This window comes from Aliivibrio sp. 1S175, from assembly GCF_001690985.1.
In the GTDB taxonomy this organism is placed as follows: Bacteria; Pseudomonadota; Gammaproteobacteria; order Enterobacterales; family Vibrionaceae; genus Aliivibrio.
Genome location: NZ_MAJS01000018.1, coordinates 1 through 18,235, shown reverse-complemented (window position 1 = coordinate 18,235; position 18,235 = coordinate 1). Strand labels below are relative to the sequence as shown.

Genomic DNA, 18,235 nt, shown 5'->3' with positions numbered 1-18,235 from the left:
GGAATAAAAATGAATACGAAAAGAATAACAGAATGGAAACTATCTAATAAAGCGGCGCAACAGTTGGGTGTTGATGTATCATTTGAAAAAATGGTGGAAAATTTAGAAGACACTATTCAAAAAGAGATTGTAGCCTTTGCTAATGGCGCAACGACATTAAGTAACCAGACGCCACTAATGAATGCATTGAATATGTGTTTTTCTGAAGTGGAAAGTGAGTTTAATGCAGAGCGTTGGGTCAGTTTTGATGGCGAGATTTATTTTGATAAGCAAGCCAAAGGTTTTTGGATGTTGTCAGAAGAAACCATTAAATCATTTAATCAAGGTGAATCGTTTTGTTCTGGTGAGTCTTATGATGACCTACTAGAAATAATTAATGACAGTTTAAGTGATGAGTTTAATGAATGGGATGTACCTAGTCTTGATGCATTAAAAAAATTAACGAATTTATCGAACACTCCATTTTCTATTAGCTCTACTGGAAGGATTAATTTTAGCGCTTATCATTTATATAAGATTGATAATTATACCCAAGGTTTTGATTGTGATGCAGGCTATCTTAAGAATAAAGATTATGGTTATTGTATCCCGTATTTACCTCAAGCAGAGTTTTCAACGTTAGGCAATAAAGGCATATTTATTAATGCGATTTTTAGCGGTTTTACTTCAACAAAACTAAAAAATAATGCGTTATATAAAGCTCTGATTGTCGCCTTAAATTACAAAAATAAAGAGGCTATTCATGGGCTAGAAAATCACACTGATATTTTAAATCAGATCGTGATTCAAAAAATAACCAACAGCTTATTACTTGAAGACAGCATTCGTGCCGACATGGCACCATACCATTCAAAAATCGTAGAAGACACAGGGTTAGGCCATTGGTCTTTGTGGACCGATGAGCTAGAAGGAACAAACGAGCAAACAATTAGCTTACCCATTCCTATGGTGGCTCGTGATCCAAAATCAAGCATTAATGACGGTGTGGTTGGTATTGATTTTGGTACAAAAAGTACAGTAGTGGTGTACCAAAAAGATAACGTGAATATTCACCCAATGCGCGTAGGTACGGGTGATTTAAGTACCGATATACAAGCGTATCATTATGAAAATCCAACAATTATGGAGTTTAAAGATCTAGAAGCCTTTATTACCGCTTATGATGCTAAAGCCAATAAGCCGTATACGCGTTGGCAAGATCTGACCATTTCACATACCGCAAAAAATTCAATGGAGGGGACCGAATCAAGCCAATTTAATACCTTCTTAGATGAGATAAAACAGTGGGCTGGCGACAAAAACAGAAAGCTTAAAATTGTGGGACAAAAAGGCAAAATTATTGACCTGCCGCCATTTCTTGAACTAACGGATGACGATTTCAACCCAATTGAAATCTATGCGTATTATTTAGGCTTGTACATTAATAACCTAAATAATGGCATTTTTATGGAATACATATTGTCGTTCCCTGTGACTTATGAAATGCCAATTCGAGACAAGATCATTGCTAGCTTTGAAAAGGGCTTAAAAAAATCACTGCCTGCCGAGCTAGGCACACAAGCCATTGAACAGTTGACGGTGACAAAAGGAGCAAGTGAACCCGCAGCTTATGCATTGACTGCGTTTAAATCGCATGATTTTGCCCCAGAAGGTGATGATCGTATTTTCTATAGCGTATTTGATTTTGGTGGTGGTACAACCGATTTTGATTTTGGTATTTTTAGAGAAGCCAAAAGTGGAAAAGAGCGCCGTTTTGATTATGTGATTGAACACTTTGGTGCCGGTGGTGATCAATTCCTTGGTGGTGAAAATTTATTAGAGTTATTGGCTTTTGAAGTGTTTAAAAAAAACAAAAGCAAATTACTTAAACAAGGCATTCAGTTTGAAAAACACCCAGAGAAAGACGCGTTTGCAGGGAGTGAGCAACTATTAAGCCATTCTCAAGAAGCTCGGAACAACACCAAAAAGCTGTGTATTGCTTTGCGTCCATTCTGGGAAGAGCACGAAGACTTTACCATCGATGCGTCAGGTGAGTTGAGCATCACACTAACCGATATTCACGGTGTTCAGCATTCGGGTTTCGCGCTTGATATTGATGAAGAAGAATTAAAGCAGTTACTGTCTGACCGAATTGAGCGAGGAGTGGAGAACTTCTTTAATGCATTGCGCTTAGCGTTCAGTAATAGTCAAGAATCCCTAGGTGATATTGATTCGGTGAAGATTTTCTTGGCAGGTAACTCAAGCCAATCCAGTTTTGTAAACGCCTTGTTTGAAAAGCATATTGCTTTGCAAGATGAAGGTATTGGAAATCAAACAGGTCAAAGCCACTTTGAATTATTTGCGCCATTAGGGGCAGATAAAAATGACGTAGAGAAACCGACGGGTAAAACAGGCGTTGCTTTTGGGCTTATTGAGTCACGTGAAGGCGGCAATATTATGGTTATCGATCGTAACCTTGCTGATGATGACATTCGTTTTAAATTTTATTTGGGTGAAAACCGTAAAGGAAAATTTAAACCCGTAATAGACCGTGAAATGGGCTTTAACCAATGGGTAGAGTTTATTGATGCTGGCTATCAGAAATTTGAGTTGTTTTATACCGAACAACCAACATCGAGCACAGGTAATGTGGTTATCTCAGACAGCAGCATTAAAAAGAAGACGATTAAATTAGATATGACCGATGACGACGCTTTGGTTTATATCCGTATCGTTTCGCCAACGGCAATTGAATACGTTATTGCGAATGAAAATGACATTGAAAATAACGTTTATTTAAACCGTATCCAAAGCTTAGAACTTTAATTATTTAAGGACAAATTATGTTAATTATCCCACCAACATTACTTCCATCGATTATTGCCGCTATTACTAAGGTAGCAACAACGGTTGGACCAATGATCACTAAATATGCACCTATTGTGATTAAAACATTAGGTGAAAATCTACCTAAAATGATTCAATTAGTTGAAGCCGTAAGTCTTGCTGCCAATGTATTAAAACCAAATGATAAAGTGGAAGAGTTAGGTGCCAAAGCAATGGCCGCAGATAAAAAGCCAGAAGATTTCGATAAAATAAATGATTATATCAATTACTTGCGTAATGAGGTCGAGGTTGATGAAGCAACGTTAAGCCAAGATCCAATAGATAAAACCGTTCGTCAAGCTATCGGTACTTCTATTGCGTTAAAAGCGTTAGGCAGTGAATTAAACACAGACATATCTTTACCGTTTTTAAGTAAAGTTAGCGAGCTAGGGCTTGAGTCAAAAGTGATACTAGAAATCATTAAATCTTACGCTAAAAGTGGATTAACTCCTGATGATGTAGAAGCATATATTGATGGTGATTTGACTTTAGATGAATCAAAAAAGCACAGCAATATTTTAGTTGATGCTTATCATAACGCTTACCCATCGATGACATCACAAGAAATCGAACAAGCGGTTATGAAGGACTTTTAAGATGTCAAAATCATTAATTGAATTATTAAAATGCAATGATAATGCGTTGTCTATTTCGACACCTGAGATAGAAAAACCGTTTTTGCTTGCTGAACATGAATTTTCGCTTTATCACATTAAAGAAGTGACTTTTGATGAAGAGTTACCAAGAAAAGAAGCGTTTGAAAACGTATTAAACTCGCTGCACATTGACGGTATCCTATTTCTGTATCTATTAATTGGTGATGGTGAAAGCGTTAAGTTTTTATTTGGGATTGCAAAAGACAAGCGTTATAAAGGGACGTTATCACTGGATGTCGATGATATTGGAGAGAGCATCTTAAAGCCCTCTCTAGAAGGTAACTTTAGAGGCAGTGTTGTTGAGAAGCTAACCAAAGCAGAGCGACAACAAGTTAAGGATGATGTCGCGTGTTTTTCTAAAGTATCTAAACTTGAAGGGGTCCCTAGTGTTCTTGAAGATAATGAACAGTTCCAAGGGGTCGATCGCTTAGTTGATATTATGAGTGGCGATCAATTCTGCCTTGCAGTGCTGGCTGATCCTCTCTCTTTATCTGATGTGAATAAGATAGAAGGCCAGCTGTATGAAATTTATGACAAGCTGTTGCCATTGTCTAAAAAAAGCATTCAAAGTGGTGAGAATAGTGCGGACACTAAGGGAACGAGTGAAGGGTCGAGTACAACAAAAACGACTGGAGAGAATGATGGTACAAGTATTAGTACTAATACGGGTAAGTCGGTAAATATAACGGATGGTACAACAGAAAGTACGAGTTCAGGAGCAAGTAATTCAAGCAGCAGTGGGACGTCAAAGAATGCATCCGTCACGGATCATAACAAACATAGAAGTGGTAATGAATCACAAACCAAAGGTACGTCAGAGTCGACCTCTATCGCTAAAAATATTGGTACCAATACTTCGAAACAAACTGGTTCATCATCAAGTGAGTCTCGTGAGTTTTCTGATAAAGCGGTACAAGAGTGGGTGAGTTATATTGATGATGTGTTGCTTAAACGTATCCAAATAGGTAAAAATAAAGGGCTATATCTGTCTAATATTTATCTGTTATCGCATTCAGAAGCCAGTGTGTTAAAACTAGGCAATACGGCGCGATCTATCTTTTCAGGTGAAGAGGCGAACAAATCACCGTTGACACTTAAAAAGGTCACGGCGAGCCATGAAATAACAACGCTGAAAAACTTTCAATTTCCCACATTAAAAGGGACTGAAAGCCAAGATAAAAATGCACATCAGTTTAATCTTTTGATGTCGAAAAATCCGTTTAATAAGTATTCGTGTAATTGGTTATCTACGAATGAACTAAGTGTAGTGGCGGGTTTACCACAAAAAGAGGTAGTCGGCCTTACCTTAAAAGAAGAAGTAGAATTTGGTTTGAACATCACTAAAAAAGTGACGGATGATAACAAACTATTTTTAGGTAATTTGATTAAAAGTGGCTTGAATCAAAAAACGGAAGTCAGCATTGATAAGCGTGATCTTGATAAGCATACCTTTATTGCAGGCGTAACGGGCAGCGGTAAAACAACCACCTGTCATCGTATTTTAAACTCGGCTCAAATGCCTTTTTTAGTGATTGAGCCTGCGAAAACAGAATATCGAGTATTAACGAAAAAACATAAAGATATCCTTATTTTTACGTTGGGGAATGATAATGTTGCCCCATTTAGGTTAAATCCGTTTGAATTCTTTCCACATGAAAATATCACGTCAAGAGTGGATATGATTAAGGCGAGCATTGAATCGGCCTTTGATATGGAAGCGGCGATCCCACAGTTAATTGAAGCGGCGATTTATCGTTGTTATGAGGTAAAAGGTTGGAATATAGCTAATTCAAAAAATAGTCAATATGAAGACCCATTTGCTCCGGGAGTCTATGCTTTTCCTACATTGGCGGATTTGATCGCAATGACGGAAGAGGTTGTTAAAGAACAAGGATTCGATGACAGGTTAAAACAAGATTACATCGGTTCAATAAAAGCGCGTTTACAAGGGCTGTTGATTGGATCAAAAGGGCAAATGCTAAATACACCACGCTCTATTAACTTTAAAGAATTAGCGCAGCGTAACGTTATTTTAGAACTCGAAGAGATCCGTAACCCAAGCGAGAAATCGCTTATTATGGGTTTTGTATTGGCTAATTTAAATGAAGCGGTACGATCGAATCATGAAGAATATAGAAAACGTGGTGAAAAATTTAGACACATTACGTTAATCGAAGAAGCGCACCGTTTGCTGTCGAAATACGAAGCGGGAGACAGTTCGAATAAGAAGAGAGGGGTTGAAACGTTCTCTGATATGCTGGCGGAAGTGCGTAAATATGGGGAGTCATTGATCATTGTTGATCAAATCCCAAATAAATTGACGCCTGAAGTATTAAAAAATACCAATACTAAGATTATCCATAAGTTATTTGCACAAGATGATAAAGAAGCGGTGGGTAATACAATGGCCTTATCGGATGAGCAAAAAGAGTTCTTGTCAAACCTTGAGCCGGGACGCGTAATTTTATCCAGTTCAGGCATGACTAAACCGCTGCAAGTACAAATCAAAGAGTTTGTTAGCACGACAGAAGAATCAGATGTTGAACCTGCTGAAATTAGGAAAACAGCATTGCAATATTATGCAGACAATTATAAATCGGGCTTAATTCAGGGGCTAGAGTTGCTAGAAAATAAACCAACGCTAGAAGTAGTTGAGAATATTCTGCAAGGTAATCTGACATTGATGTGGACTAATACGGTCAAGAATAGAAAATCAAATAGTGTATTGCGTAACCACCTTCAAGATTTTGGGCTTGAATTTATATATAAATATATTCTGACTACTTGCTATAAACCGCTTGGAGAGAGTAAAGAAAATAAAAAACAATTTAAAACAAGAAGTGAGCATTTAGCTATGTTTCTTTTTAACGCTTCTGAAAACGATGAAGTCGTATTTACTCTGGAACAAAAAGATGCGTTTATTGCAAATAAAAAAATTAAATTTTAATTAAGGAGTCGTTATGGGATTTTTCAGTAGTTTTTGCAGTTTTGTGAGTGGTGCGTGTAGCGTAATCAATAGTGCGGTATCAAGCATTGGTCGTGGTATTGCAAATGTTGCAACCAGTATTGCTAATTTAGGTGTAGAGTTCGCAGCCAAGGTCGCTGATGCGATTAAAGCTGTTGGGATTTCTTTAGGTATTATTAAACCAGAAGATACAATGGAAGAGCTGGGTGAGCGCGCGTTATTAAGTGATAAAAAGCCTGAAAATTTTGAATCTATTAATGATTACATTGATTATTTAAAAAATAATGTACCGTTTGATAAAGAGAAGTTTGCAAATTTAGATGAAAAAGAGTTATTGGCTCGTTCTTCAATCGGGGCATCTATTACCCTAAAAGGCATCAATGAGAAATTAAATGCCACAGTAACGCCCGAATTCATGGCAACGGTTGCTTCTCAAGAGCTTGAAGCGAATGAAATTATAGAAACAATCAAAATATATAAAGAGAAAGAACTGAATCTTGATGACTATGATTTGTATCTTAATGAGGAGTTAACTCTTGATGAAAACAATAAGCATAGCACCGCATTGGTAGAGGCTTATCAAAAATTAGAGCCTGAATTATCGCTTGAGCAAATCGAGCAAAAAGTGATGGGGTTAAGTAAATAAATGACCGATTTTTTTATTCAAGTACGAAATAATAAGGTAATGACAAGCCGAATTATTAATGGTGATCTCGATGTTATTCGCTTCTTTGGGGAGGAGTGGATAGCGGTGGATTTGTATTGGCAACGATTTAAAGAAAAAATTGAACATTCTGAGAGTGATACTCTAGCTTTGCTGATGATTTCAGATGATGAGTCATTCATGGTTGATCCTGACATTGTTATTTCTGATACGTTTGAAAATAGCCTAAGTGATTTGAAAGGGATTATTGATACTTCAGAGTTAAGTAATGCTCAAGTATTGTTATACCCTGAAATTTTTGGTGAATTAAAAGCAACATTGAAGGCTAGTAATCAGGTAAAAGATGCGAATAACCAGAAGCAAGATTCGGTTCAAAAAGAAACGATAGCACTGGAAACAATGAACAGTGGTAGCTTACAGAGTTACTATCGTAAGGCGACGAGAGAATTTAAGCGAGGGGCTCAGTAATGAATGACGCATCACTTAATAATCTAGATGTAAAACAGGCGTTATTGACGCTGTTAGATGATGTCGATGTTCGTGAAACCATCCGTCAAATCATGGCTGAATCTGATAATGCAGCATCAACAGAAATTCAAACACCAACCCTTGAAGGGTTAGTTAAGAGTGATCTTGAGCTAATCGAGAAATTACAAGATGAGAAAGAACACTTAGAAACTAAGATAAATACATTGTCTGATGAGAATGAAGAAATGAAAGCAATTATTGAAAAGCTTAAATCCTTATTAGGTTTGAAAGAGGAAGCGTTAAATGAAAGCACTCAATCAATCTCAGAATTAAATAGACATAAAATAGAGTTAGAGACTGACCTATCATCTGTAAATGCAGATTTGAATCAAAATAAACAATATTTATCAGACATTAGTCATCAGCATCAAAATCTAAAGAGTGAATTTGATTCACTTAAACAAGATCATGAAGAGCAAGAGAGAAAAATTGGTTTTTACCGAGATGCTTTTGAAGATGATCTACGAATTAAAGAGCTGTATGACGGTCTTTCATCTCAAACAAAATTATCAACAGAAGGGATATTTAAAGATACCAGTATAAAAGGGCTAATTGCCTGTGGTATTCAAGATAAGAATATTTCAAATTTATGGGATTATGTTAAAAGCGAAGTGGTTAATGGTACTAATCCAGACCAAGAGCGTATTATCCGATTATTTGAGCTTCTTTTCCAACGTTATAAACTGGCTTACCCAATGTTTGAGCTTCAACAAGTTGAAGTAGGTGACAAATTTGACACTCAATCTCATATTAAACATAACAGCAGTGAAAATATGAGTGGAAGTATTCAAAATGTCTTATTTTACGGTTATATCAACACAAAAACGGATAAAGTGATTAAATTATCCATTGTTGTTGTTTAATTATTGGTTAGTGAATAGATATTATGCCAACCCTATCCTGGTTGGCATTTATCATCCCCTGAGGTCCCATGAAAAGTATCCTTATCGCCGTTACTGGCGCCAGCCCTCAAGTATTAACTGAAACTATTTACGCGCTTCATACACAGGGCAAACCGATGCCAGAAACTGTGTATGTTATTACCACCGAAGATTCGAAACAGACCTTAGAAAATGGGCTTTTTGTACAAGGGTATTGGGATAAATTAATTGCGGATTATCAACTTCCACCAATCGCCTTTAATTCTGGTCATATTTGGGTAATTACCGATGATAAGGGTAATGGGTTAATGGATGCGAAAGGCATTGATGATCAATCCATAATGGCGGATTTTATTACGCAAAAGGTTGCTCAGTTAACTCAAGATGATGACGTTGCTATTCATGCCTCTATTGCTGGTGGCCGTAAAACCATGGCGTTTTATATGGGTTATGCGATGTCATTGTATGGTCGAGAGCAAGATGTGTTGAGCCATGTATTTGTAGATGATGAGTTTGAATTTGTCAGTGATTTTTATTATCCAACACCAATTGATTGTTTTATTCAAGGTAAGCTAGGAAAGACAATTAATGCGAAAGAGGCGACAGTAACCTTAGCTGAAATCCCGTTTGTACGAATGCGACGTCAAGTTGATGAGCGTATTATTAATCAAATGGAGGAACATTCTTTCTCTAAAACGGTGTCTGCACTCAATAGCGCAAACAATATAAAGACTCAAGTGATTATCTCTACAACAGAAAAAACGGTTGAAGTAGCGGGAATCAAAATTCCACTCACGGGTAAGAGTCTGGCAATTTATCTGTTCTTTTTGTTAAAAGAAGAAAGAAAAGAAACACTAGGCCGTTATTTTGAAGACGACAAAAGCCAAACGGCACATTATCTTAACGTATTAGATAAGATGAAGGCTGATGTTCGTTTATATAAGACCATGGGGTTAGAGGATGAAGGTCAATGGCGACAAAAATCTTATGATGAATTAGGGGAGTTAAAAAAAGACTTTATTCGTCAATCAATCACTGGATTGCATAAATCGTTAAAAGATAAATTAGTGCCTGATCTTTTTGATAAAATCAAAGTGCATTCTGATGGGATTAAATCTGGCTCAACGTATCATATTCAAGCTGATGTAGTGTTTATTTGTGACAATCTGACGTTGTGAAGTCGATTTAATGGGAGATAGGAGGTTCATCCATTAAATTATGATTATTGAGTTATATGAGATGATTTTACAAAAACCTTCTTTTTCAAATAGTTAAACGTAGATCACTTAATTGTTGTTTTTTTCAATCTATACTGATGAAAATCATAACAAAATAAGAGGTCGCCTTATGTCTACTTTACCTCTCACACATAAGCAAGTTTACCGTTCCGCTAACCTTGATGAGAACATCTGCAAATCAACCAAAAACATTACACCCATCGATGAAATCGTAGGACAAGATAGAGCACAGCAAGCGGTTGAGTTTGCTATGTCTATTCCTGACCGTGGTTATAATATTTATGCCGTAGGTCAAAATGGTCTAGGTAAGAGAACGATGGTGTTACGTTATTTAAAGCGGCATAAGCCAGTTGGAAATGGTTTATGTGATTGGTGCTACGTGACTAATTTTGATGACACGCGAACGCCAAAAGTATTAATGTTACCTGTTGGTAGCGGCTTAAGCTTCAAAAAAGAAATTGAAAAAATAACCTTAAAACTGGCAAAGGCCATTCCTCTTGCGTTTGATAATGAACTTTATTATTCACGAACAGGCACATTAAAGAATCAATTAGTAGATAAGCAAGAATCTTTACTTGGCACATTAACTAAAGAAGCCAAAACTAAAGGTATTAGCTTAGCGGTAACTACCCAAGGTGATTATCAGTTTATCGCAATGAACGGTGAAGAACTGCATACAGAAGACAGCTTTGATGCATTGGATAGACAAGAACAACGTCAGCTTGAATCTATTATTGACGAATTAGAGATAAAGTTGCGTAGCTTAGTTAGACAGTTAACCGAGTGGGAAGATAAATACTCTGACAAAATTGAAAAACTGAATGAAGAAGTCGTATCTCAAGTATTAACGGTTAACTTTGAAGCGATCAAAACTAAGTATCAAGAATCAAAAGTAGTAACTCAACATTTAAAAGAAATGGAAAAGGACATCTTAGAAAATTTTGATGTCTTCATTCAAGAGGGGAATGAGGATGCAGAGCTTGCTTATGCTTCTTTAGAGAAAAAATTGCCACGTCGTTATCAAATTAATCTTATTGTTAGCCAAAAAGATGAGCATTTTCCGTTAATCGTAGAGGAAAGCCCAAGCTATCATAACTTATTTGGTTATATAGAAAATGCGACGTTTAAAGGTACTGTATTTACTGATTTTTCTTTAATTCGACCAGGAAGCTTACATAAAGCTAATGGTGGTGTCTTATTAATGGATGCTGTAAAGGTATTAGAGCGCCCATATGTTTGGGATGGTTTAAAGCGAGCGTTACGATCTCAAAATCTAAATTTAAGTTCATTAGAAAAAGAAGTAACGCTTTCTGGTACGGTTTCTCTAGAGCCAGAACCTATTCCATTGAATGTTAAAATTATCTTGTTTGGTGATTATCAAACGTACCAATTATTACAACATTATGATTCAGAGTTTGGTGAGTTATTTAAAGTAACGGCTGATTTTGAAGACGATATGCTACGAACAGACGCCTCAGAGTTTCATTATGCTCAATTTATCTCAAGCATTGTCCAAGACGGTAATATGTTGCAGTGTGATAAAAGAGCGATTGAACGAATTATAGAATATAGCTCTCGTCAGACCGGTGATCAAAATCGATTGTCACTGCATTCGGCTGATATTTCTAATTTATTGAAAGAAACAAATTATATTGCCAGAGCAGCGAACTCTAACATGATACGTTTAAAACACGTAGAACAAGCATTAGCGAATAAAGAGCATCGAGTGAATCGAGTGCAAGATGGCGTAATGCAAAGCTTTGTTAACGGTACAACTTTACTGGAAACCGAAGGGGGAGTTGTTGGGCAAGTAAATGCATTATCGGTATTATCAACATCCAATCACCAATTTGGTATGCCAAATAGAATTACGGCAACGACGTCTTTCGGGAAAGGTGAAGTGTTTGATATTGAAAGAAAAGTTGAGCTAGGTGGTAGTATCCACTCAAAAGGTGTATTTATTCTTAGTGCTTATTTAGCATCGCTATTTGGAAACGAGAAGACGATACCGTTAAAAACGTGTTTAGCTTTTGAACAATCCTACGGCGGGGTCGATGGAGACAGTGCTTCTATGGCTGAGTTCTGTTCTATTATCTCTGCGTTTTCAAATATGCCGATCAGACAAGATCTTGCGATTACTGGTTCAATGAATCAATTTGGTGAAGCTCAACCTATTGGTGGGGTAAATGAGAAAATAGAAGGTTTCTATCAAGTATGTAAAATTAAAGGATTGAAACCGGCACAAGGTGTCATTATTCCTCAATCTAATGTTCAAAATTTAATGCTAAATCGGGAAATCGTTCAAGCAATAGAAAAAGGGTCATTTACTATTTGGCCAGTGAAGCATGTGAGTGAGGCGATTGAGTTATTTACAGGGCTTTCGGTTGAACTTGAAACCGGTGATGGTATCTATAATATAATACGTTCAAAATTAAACGCTTAATTCATTTTTTATAAAAGGCATAGGATCAATTCTATGCCTTTTTTTATATTGTTATGAAGATAATTGAATTAATATAACAAACGGTGATATAATCACCAATAGATAACAATAAAATAAAAGGCTCTTTCTCCAAGAGTTTTCTTTCTTTGTAGCTTGTTTCACTTACTCTATGTGCCCAGAGGTTTTATATGTACCACCCTTTATCGCCACGACTCGATTTTAGTACATTTCAAATTGTACGTGGAAAGAAAACGTATATTGAAGAAAACCTATTATTACGCGTAAAACTGGTTGATATATCAGGCACTGAATATTGGATCCCTATTGGTATTAACTGGAACGATGGTCAATCAACGAAGCGTCGTAGAATGGAGTTTGCACAAGTACGCTTTGCTCGTAAAGGCCAACCTTATTACAGTAAAGCTTATTACGCTGATTTTGAAAATGAAGAGAGTGATGTTGATGCCCGTTCCGAAGCGATAATTGAAGCGGCGTGGTCTATTGCTGAACTTGTTGAGCAAGATGAATATGAAACTGCCGATGCCGCAAGAAAAACCAAAACGTTTACGGCTAAATCTGCTTATAAAGGTCTACACCCTAACATACAATTAAAGTTATCAATGATAAATGGGACGCCTTACGTTAATAGCCATTTTGAACGACATGAAAGTAAATCTTGTTACCGTTCTCATAATTTTTCTCGTAGTTTATATAATATAGATTTTAATGATCTGGGCCGTTTTCTAGCAGAATTAAATGCAATCGGCGAGGTATTGGATACTTATTTAAAAACCAAAGACGCAGATATAAAAGAATTTAAGCCAAGTAAAACGTTAACGACAACGGCATTATCTAAATTTGAGATGCGTGAAATTTGTGACCAGCTGGTTCAAAAAGCGATGGATGGTTGTCAGGCCGAATTTGAAAAAACATGGTTTGAATTTAAACGTAAACCAAAACAAATTCTAATGATTGAAGCAGAAGATAAGTCTCATTTTATTGTTAGAAAAGAGTTTGTTAAAACAGGTTCAACAATTAATTTAAGTAAATTTGAAGCCTGTACGCATCCAACGCATGTAGTAAGAAAAGTGGCGTTAATGAAGGCAAATTATAATTGGGCGAATTATAAAACAGAGCGTAAAGCCGAATCAGCTAAAGGAAAATACTTTATGGCTGCCCATCCATCATCTAATGTTGTGGGCGTAGTGGCCAAAGTGATGGAAGATGAGGTTATCTTTAAAGGCATTATTGGCCAAACGCCTCGAAGTAGTTATAAATTCAAAACGTTCTCAACGAAAAAAATGAGTGAAAAGATGGCCTTTATTGAAGCTAAAAAAGCATTTTTAGAGGCGATGGAAGAAAATGAATGGTCCGATTATAAGTTAAATAAAGAGTTTTCAATTTACCAATCTAAATAATATAGACTTAATATTTATTTTTTACTCCTTATTGCTTTAATTAGGTCATAAGGAGTATAGATAAATTCAATCTAATTGTTTGTTGTAAAAATACTGAGATCTAATTTTATTGGTTGCCCTAACCATATCGCTGATGTTGTATGATCAATATATTCATCATCAGTGAGTGGATGTATAAGTATTGAAAGAGCTTCTCTATTCATTTTAAGCCATGATATAACTGCATCATAATCACTATGCTTAAAAGAAACTTGACGACTCCAGATTGGATGCGGACCTACGGGTTTTTTATTTATATTGCCTAACTCATATCCAAACTTTTCATATAATTCTTCTGTTAAATTAACCGCTAAATCAATACTGTTCTCATCGAAATAAATATGAACGTGATAACCATGAATTTCTAACTGGGACATATAATACTCTAAAAATGGTACAAAAAAGGCCAAACCGAAGTTTAGCCTTTATTTAATTCATTGTGAAATGAGAATTATTATTCCCAATCGAGAATAACTTTACCTGACATACCTGAGCGCATCATATCGAAGCCTGCTTGGAAGTCATCAATTTTGTAGTGGTGAGTAATGATTGGCGCTAGGTCTAAGCCTGATTGGATCAAGCTTGCCATTTTATACCAAGTTTCAAACATCTCACGACCGTAGATACCTTTAATAACTAAGCCTTTGAAGATCACTTGAGTCCAGTCTACTGTCATGTCTGATGGTGGAATACCTAATAGAGATATTTTACCGCCATGATTCATGTTAGTTAGCATGCTGTTGAATGCCGATGGCACTCCTGACATTTCTAAACCAACATCAAAGCCTTCAGTCATACCAAGATCGGCCATTACGTCTTCTAGTTTCTCGTTCATTACGTTTACTGCACGTGTTACGCCCATCTTTTTAGCAAGATCTAAGCGGTATTCGTTTACATCAGTAATTACAACGTGACGAGCACCAACGTGTTTAGCAACTGCAGCTGCCATGATACCAATTGGACCAGCACCTGTGATAAGAACGTCTTCACCCACTAAGTCAAATGATAGGGCAGTGTGAACCGCATTACCAAATGGGTCAAAGATTGATGCAAGATCATCAGAGATTCCAGCGGGGATCTTAAATGCATTAAATGCAGGAATAACTAAGAACTCAGAGAATGCGCCTGTGCGGTTTACACCAACACCTGTTGTATTACGACAAAGGTGGGTACGGCCGCCACGACAGTTACGACAGTGACCACAAGTAATGTGACCTTCGCCAGAAACACGGTCGCCAATCTCAAAACCACGAACTTCTTGGCCAATACCAACCACTTCACCTACGTATTCGTGACCAACAACCATAGGAACAGGAATGGTTTTTTGTGACCACTCATCCCAATTGTAGATATGTACATCAGTACCACAAATTGCGGTTTTCTTAATACGGATAAGAATATCGTTATGACCCATTTCAGGTTTTTCAACCTCGGTCATCCAAATGCCTTCTTCAGGTTTTAGTTTTGATAGTGCTTTAATTTTCATTATTTGATGATCTCCATGTCTTTACCTACAGCGATAAAGGCATCAATTGCGCGATCTAGTTGCTCACGAGAATGAGCAGCAGACATTTGTGTACGAATACGAGCTTGGCCTTTAGGTACGACTGGGAAAGAGAAAGCAACAACATAGATGCCTTTTTCTAACGCACGTTCTGCGAATTCAGCAGCTAGTTTTGCATCGCCTAGCATGATTGGGATGATAGCGTGGTCAGCACCACCCATTGTGAAATCAGCGGCTTCCATGCGAGTACGGAAATGAGCAGAGTTTTCCCATAAACTTGTACGTAAATCACCTGACTCAGCCAGTAAATCAAGAACACGAATAGAGGCAGAAACAATCGCAGGAGCAACAGAGTTCGAGAATAGGTACGGACGAGAACGTTGACGTAACCAATCAATGACTTCTTTTTTACCAGAAGTATAACCGCCTGATGCACCACCCATTGCTTTACCTAGCGTACCAGTAATGATATCGATGCGGTCAATAACGTCGTGATGCTCATGAGTACCCGCGCCGTTTTCGCCCATAAAGCCAACAGCGTGAGAGTCATCAACCATAACAAGTGCTTCGTATTTATCAGCTAAATCACAGATAGCAGGAAGATTTGCAACTACGCCGTCCATTGAGAACACACCATCTGTAACGATAAGTGTATGACGAGCACCAGCTTCTTTTGCTGCAATTAGTTGTTCTTCTAACTCAGCCATATTGTTGTTTGCGTAACGGAAACGCATTGCTTTACAAAGACGAACACCATCAATGATTGATGCGTGATTTAGGGCATCAGAGATGATGGCATCTTCGGCACCTAAAATTGTTTCGAATAAACCTGCGTTTGCATCAAAGCATGAGGTATAAAGGATAGTGTCTTCTTTACCTAAGAAAGTAGATAGTTTTTCTTCCAGTACTTTATGTGAGTCTTGAGTACCGCAGATAAAACGAACTGATGCCATACCAAAGCCATGTTCATCCATGCCATCTTTTGCTGATTGGATAAGTGCAGGATGATTAGCTAAACCTAAATAGTTGTTTGCACAGAAGTTTAGTACTTCTTGGCCTGTAGAAATAGAAACAGATGCTTTTTGAGCTGAAGTAATGATGCGTTCAGATTTGTATAATCCTTCACTTTTTACTTCTTCAATTTGATTTTGGATTTGAGTGTAGAATGCAGAAGACATTGTGTTCCCTTCTTTTAGTTATGATTATTACGTATTGAGTGTAATTAAAATCCGATAAATAGATTCTAATTCAAATCAATTACGACTATTATCCCTAAAAATGGAAAAGCATTAGTGAATCATGGTCACAAATAAACTGATTACCTTATTACCCGATCTGGCTACGTATATTGTAGTCGTTAATGAAGGCAGTTTTACTGCTGCGGCTAAAAAACTGGGCGTAACTCCGTCGGCGTTGAGTAAGCTTATTACTCGGTTGGAAAATGCACTCTCTGTTAAGTTGTTTGAGCGAACAACACGCAGTTTACTGATCACTGAATCTGGTAAAAAAATATACCAACAATCAGTCATTATGGTTGAGGCAGCGCAACAGGCGATTGATATTTCGAGTTCAGAGCATATTGTTCCGTCTGGAAGTTTAACGGTTGCGGCACCAAAAGCATTCTTAACGATAGTACTTCAACCGCTAATCACGCCATTCCTGAACAAATATCCTAAAATACAATTAAAGCTAAGAGCCTCCGATGGTGATATCGATATGATAGCTCAAGGGATTGATGTGGTTTTTCGTTTAACCGATAAACCAACGGAAGGGTTAATCATGAAAGAAATAGGGAAGGTGAATCTCAGTTTATGTGCCAGCCCTACTTATATAAAGGAGAGAGGGTTACCCATTAATCCACATGATCTTACCGATCACGACTGTCTTTATTTAGGAGAGACAACAACGGATCATATTTGGGAGTTTGTAAAAGGAGAAGAAAGCCATGTTATAGCAGTAACTGGACGTTACGCTGTTAACCATTCGCAAATGAGATTAAATGGCGTTAAGGATGGTTTTGGTATCGGGATTTTCCCTGATTTTGTTATTAAAGAGGCGTTAGATAATAACGAGGTTGTTCCTGTTCTTTCTGAATGGCAGATAAAAGGAAATTATCATGGTGTTATCGCGATGCAGTATGCACAGAATAAATACATGCCATCAAGAATAAAAGTATTTACTGAGTTTGTAAGGCAGAATTTAATGAAAGAACAGAGCTAGTTATGAATAAATTAGAATTGCGGTTATTGAGAGGTTTACCTGGTAGTGGAAAATCAACATTGGCAAAAACACTGGATTTGGTACATATAGAGGCGGATCAGTTTTTTGTGAATGATGATAATGAATATTACTTTGAAGGATCATTATTAAGTTCGGCTCATCAATGGTGCCAATCTCAATGTGAATTTAATCTTTATCATGGTAGAAGTGTGGTGGTGGCGAATACGTTCGTTAAACAGTGGGAAATGGATGCATATAGAAAAATTGCTCAACAATATAATGCAGAATTAATAATAGATATCTGCAGGGGGAAGTTTAAGAGCATACATAATGTGCCTGAAAATGTAATCAAACGAATGAAAAAGGATTGGGAAGTATAATTAAAGGACGAAGCTGATTGTTTTTATACCGACTTGATTGTTTTTTGAACGCTTAATCTTTTTATTAAATAAATGGCTTGCAACTCATAATTAAATCTCTATACTTCGCTTCCGTTGTCACAGCAAACCTTTATTAGTAAGGGTTAGCGAGATAGCAAGAAGTGAAACGTTGACGCGAACGGAGTTTTCAAAAGTTGCTTGCAACTTACTTTTAGTAATTTAAATGACACTTCAAGCAAGACAAAGCGAAAGCCTAGTTTTGAGCTCTTTAATAATTAGACCTTAGCAATCTGTGTGGACACTTATGGATTGATAGTCAAAATAGCTTAACTTATTTATAAGTGAGCAACTATCAATGAACTGAGTGACTACACAAATATATTTATGTAAGAAATCAGTATAAATCATTGAGTCAAAAACTTTAATTGAAGAGT

The 18,235-nt window shown here is 36.9% G+C and carries 14 protein-coding genes; 11 read left to right on the top strand and 3 right to left on the bottom strand.

All coding sequences use genetic code 11. From position 1 onward, the window contains the following. Window positions 1-9 precede the first annotated feature (9 nt). The 9 genes from A6E06_RS08390 (at window position 10) to A6E06_RS08350 (ending at window position 13,658) form a co-directional block, all read left to right on the top strand. Window positions 10-2,805, top strand: a complete 2,796-nt coding sequence (locus tag A6E06_RS08390) for a molecular chaperone DnaK (RefSeq protein ID WP_065592521.1) — start codon at window positions 10-12, stop codon at window positions 2,803-2,805. A 17-nt stretch (window positions 2,806-2,822) separates the two neighbouring features. Then, window positions 2,823-3,461 (top strand): hypothetical protein, encoded by a 639-nt coding sequence (locus A6E06_RS08385; RefSeq protein WP_065592520.1) that lies wholly within the window; start codon window positions 2,823-2,825, stop codon window positions 3,459-3,461. A 1-nt stretch (window position 3,462) separates the two neighbouring features. Then, window positions 3,463-6,468: an ATP-binding protein gene (locus A6E06_RS08380; protein WP_065592519.1), complete on the top strand. Its 3,006-nt coding sequence runs from the start codon at window positions 3,463-3,465 to the stop codon at window positions 6,466-6,468. 13 nt (window positions 6,469-6,481) lie between these two features. Then, window positions 6,482-7,132 (top strand): hypothetical protein, encoded by a 651-nt coding sequence (locus tag A6E06_RS08375; protein ID WP_083190304.1) that lies wholly within the window; start codon window positions 6,482-6,484, stop codon window positions 7,130-7,132. Beyond that, entirely contained in the window at window positions 7,133-7,618 is a 486-nt protein-coding gene (locus tag A6E06_RS08370) for a hypothetical protein (RefSeq protein ID WP_065592518.1), read from the top strand. Next, window positions 7,618-8,541, top strand: coding sequence for a hypothetical protein (locus tag A6E06_RS08365; RefSeq protein ID WP_065592517.1), 924 nt, complete (start codon window positions 7,618-7,620; stop codon window positions 8,539-8,541). Before A6E06_RS08370 ends, A6E06_RS08365 begins: the two co-directional genes overlap by 1 nt. Before the next feature lie 68 nt (window positions 8,542-8,609). Continuing rightward, window positions 8,610-9,737, top strand: a complete 1,128-nt coding sequence (csm6, locus tag A6E06_RS08360) for a CRISPR-associated ring nuclease Csm6 (protein WP_065592516.1) — start codon at window positions 8,610-8,612, stop codon at window positions 9,735-9,737. Between the two features lie 169 nt (window positions 9,738-9,906). Then, entirely contained in the window at window positions 9,907-12,240 is a 2,334-nt protein-coding gene (locus A6E06_RS08355; RefSeq protein WP_065592515.1) for a Lon protease family protein, read from the top strand. Between the two features lie 188 nt (window positions 12,241-12,428). Next, window positions 12,429-13,658: a hypothetical protein gene (locus A6E06_RS08350; RefSeq protein ID WP_065592514.1), complete on the top strand. Its 1,230-nt coding sequence runs from the start codon at window positions 12,429-12,431 to the stop codon at window positions 13,656-13,658. 71 nt (window positions 13,659-13,729) lie between these two features. Here A6E06_RS08350 and A6E06_RS08345 read toward each other — a convergent pair whose 3' ends face one another. The 3 genes from A6E06_RS08345 to A6E06_RS08335 all read right to left on the bottom strand — a co-directional run bounded on the left by A6E06_RS08345 (window position 13,730) and on the right by A6E06_RS08335 (window position 16,379). Beyond that, complete coding sequence (locus A6E06_RS08345) at window positions 13,730-14,074, bottom strand: DOPA 4,5-dioxygenase family protein (RefSeq protein ID WP_065592513.1); 345 nt, start codon at window positions 14,072-14,074, stop codon at window positions 13,730-13,732. A 77-nt stretch (window positions 14,075-14,151) separates the two neighbouring features. Beyond that, on the bottom strand, window positions 14,152-15,183 hold the full coding sequence (gene tdh, locus A6E06_RS08340; RefSeq protein ID WP_065592512.1) for an L-threonine 3-dehydrogenase: 1,032 nt from the start codon (window positions 15,181-15,183) through the stop codon (window positions 14,152-14,154). Beyond that, a complete protein-coding gene (locus A6E06_RS08335) occupies window positions 15,183-16,379 on the bottom strand; it encodes a glycine C-acetyltransferase (RefSeq protein ID WP_065592511.1) in 1,197 nt (398 codons plus the stop codon). Before A6E06_RS08335 ends, tdh begins: the two co-directional genes overlap by 1 nt. A 121-nt stretch (window positions 16,380-16,500) precedes the next feature. Here A6E06_RS08335 and A6E06_RS08330 point away from each other — a divergent pair, with 121 nt between their 5' ends. Together A6E06_RS08330 and A6E06_RS08325 are read left to right on the top strand one after the other, a co-directional pair. Next, complete coding sequence (locus tag A6E06_RS08330; RefSeq protein WP_065592510.1) at window positions 16,501-17,421, top strand: LysR family transcriptional regulator; 921 nt, start codon at window positions 16,501-16,503, stop codon at window positions 17,419-17,421. A 2-nt stretch (window positions 17,422-17,423) separates the two neighbouring features. Next, window positions 17,424-17,801 carry an ATP-binding protein gene (locus A6E06_RS08325; RefSeq protein WP_065592509.1) on the top strand — a complete coding sequence of 126 codons (378 nt, stop codon included), beginning with the start codon at window positions 17,424-17,426 and terminating at the stop codon, window positions 17,799-17,801. The last annotated feature ends 434 nt before the right edge of the window (window positions 17,802-18,235 follow it).

Coding starts and splice junctions, on each gene's coding strand:
- A6E06_RS08390 (WP_065592521.1), top strand. CDS start 10: ATGAATACGAAAAGAATAACAGAATGGAAACTATCTAATAAAGCGGCG.
- A6E06_RS08385 (WP_065592520.1), top strand. CDS start 2,823: ATGTTAATTATCCCACCAACATTACTTCCATCGATTATTGCCGCTATT.
- A6E06_RS08380 (WP_065592519.1), top strand. CDS start 3,463: ATGTCAAAATCATTAATTGAATTATTAAAATGCAATGATAATGCGTTG.
- A6E06_RS08375 (WP_083190304.1), top strand. CDS start 6,482: ATGGGATTTTTCAGTAGTTTTTGCAGTTTTGTGAGTGGTGCGTGTAGC.
- A6E06_RS08370 (WP_065592518.1), top strand. CDS start 7,133: ATGACCGATTTTTTTATTCAAGTACGAAATAATAAGGTAATGACAAGC.
- A6E06_RS08365 (WP_065592517.1), top strand. CDS start 7,618: ATGAATGACGCATCACTTAATAATCTAGATGTAAAACAGGCGTTATTG.
- csm6 (WP_065592516.1), top strand. CDS start 8,610: ATGAAAAGTATCCTTATCGCCGTTACTGGCGCCAGCCCTCAAGTATTA.
- A6E06_RS08355 (WP_065592515.1), top strand. CDS start 9,907: ATGTCTACTTTACCTCTCACACATAAGCAAGTTTACCGTTCCGCTAAC.
- A6E06_RS08350 (WP_065592514.1), top strand. CDS start 12,429: ATGTACCACCCTTTATCGCCACGACTCGATTTTAGTACATTTCAAATT.
- A6E06_RS08345 (WP_065592513.1), bottom strand. CDS start 14,074: ATGTCCCAGTTAGAAATTCATGGTTATCACGTTCATATTTATTTCGAT.
- tdh (WP_065592512.1), bottom strand. CDS start 15,183: ATGAAAATTAAAGCACTATCAAAACTAAAACCTGAAGAAGGCATTTGG.
- A6E06_RS08335 (WP_065592511.1), bottom strand. CDS start 16,379: ATGTCTTCTGCATTCTACACTCAAATCCAAAATCAAATTGAAGAAGTA.
- A6E06_RS08330 (WP_065592510.1), top strand. CDS start 16,501: ATGGTCACAAATAAACTGATTACCTTATTACCCGATCTGGCTACGTAT.
- A6E06_RS08325 (WP_065592509.1), top strand. CDS start 17,424: ATGAATAAATTAGAATTGCGGTTATTGAGAGGTTTACCTGGTAGTGGA.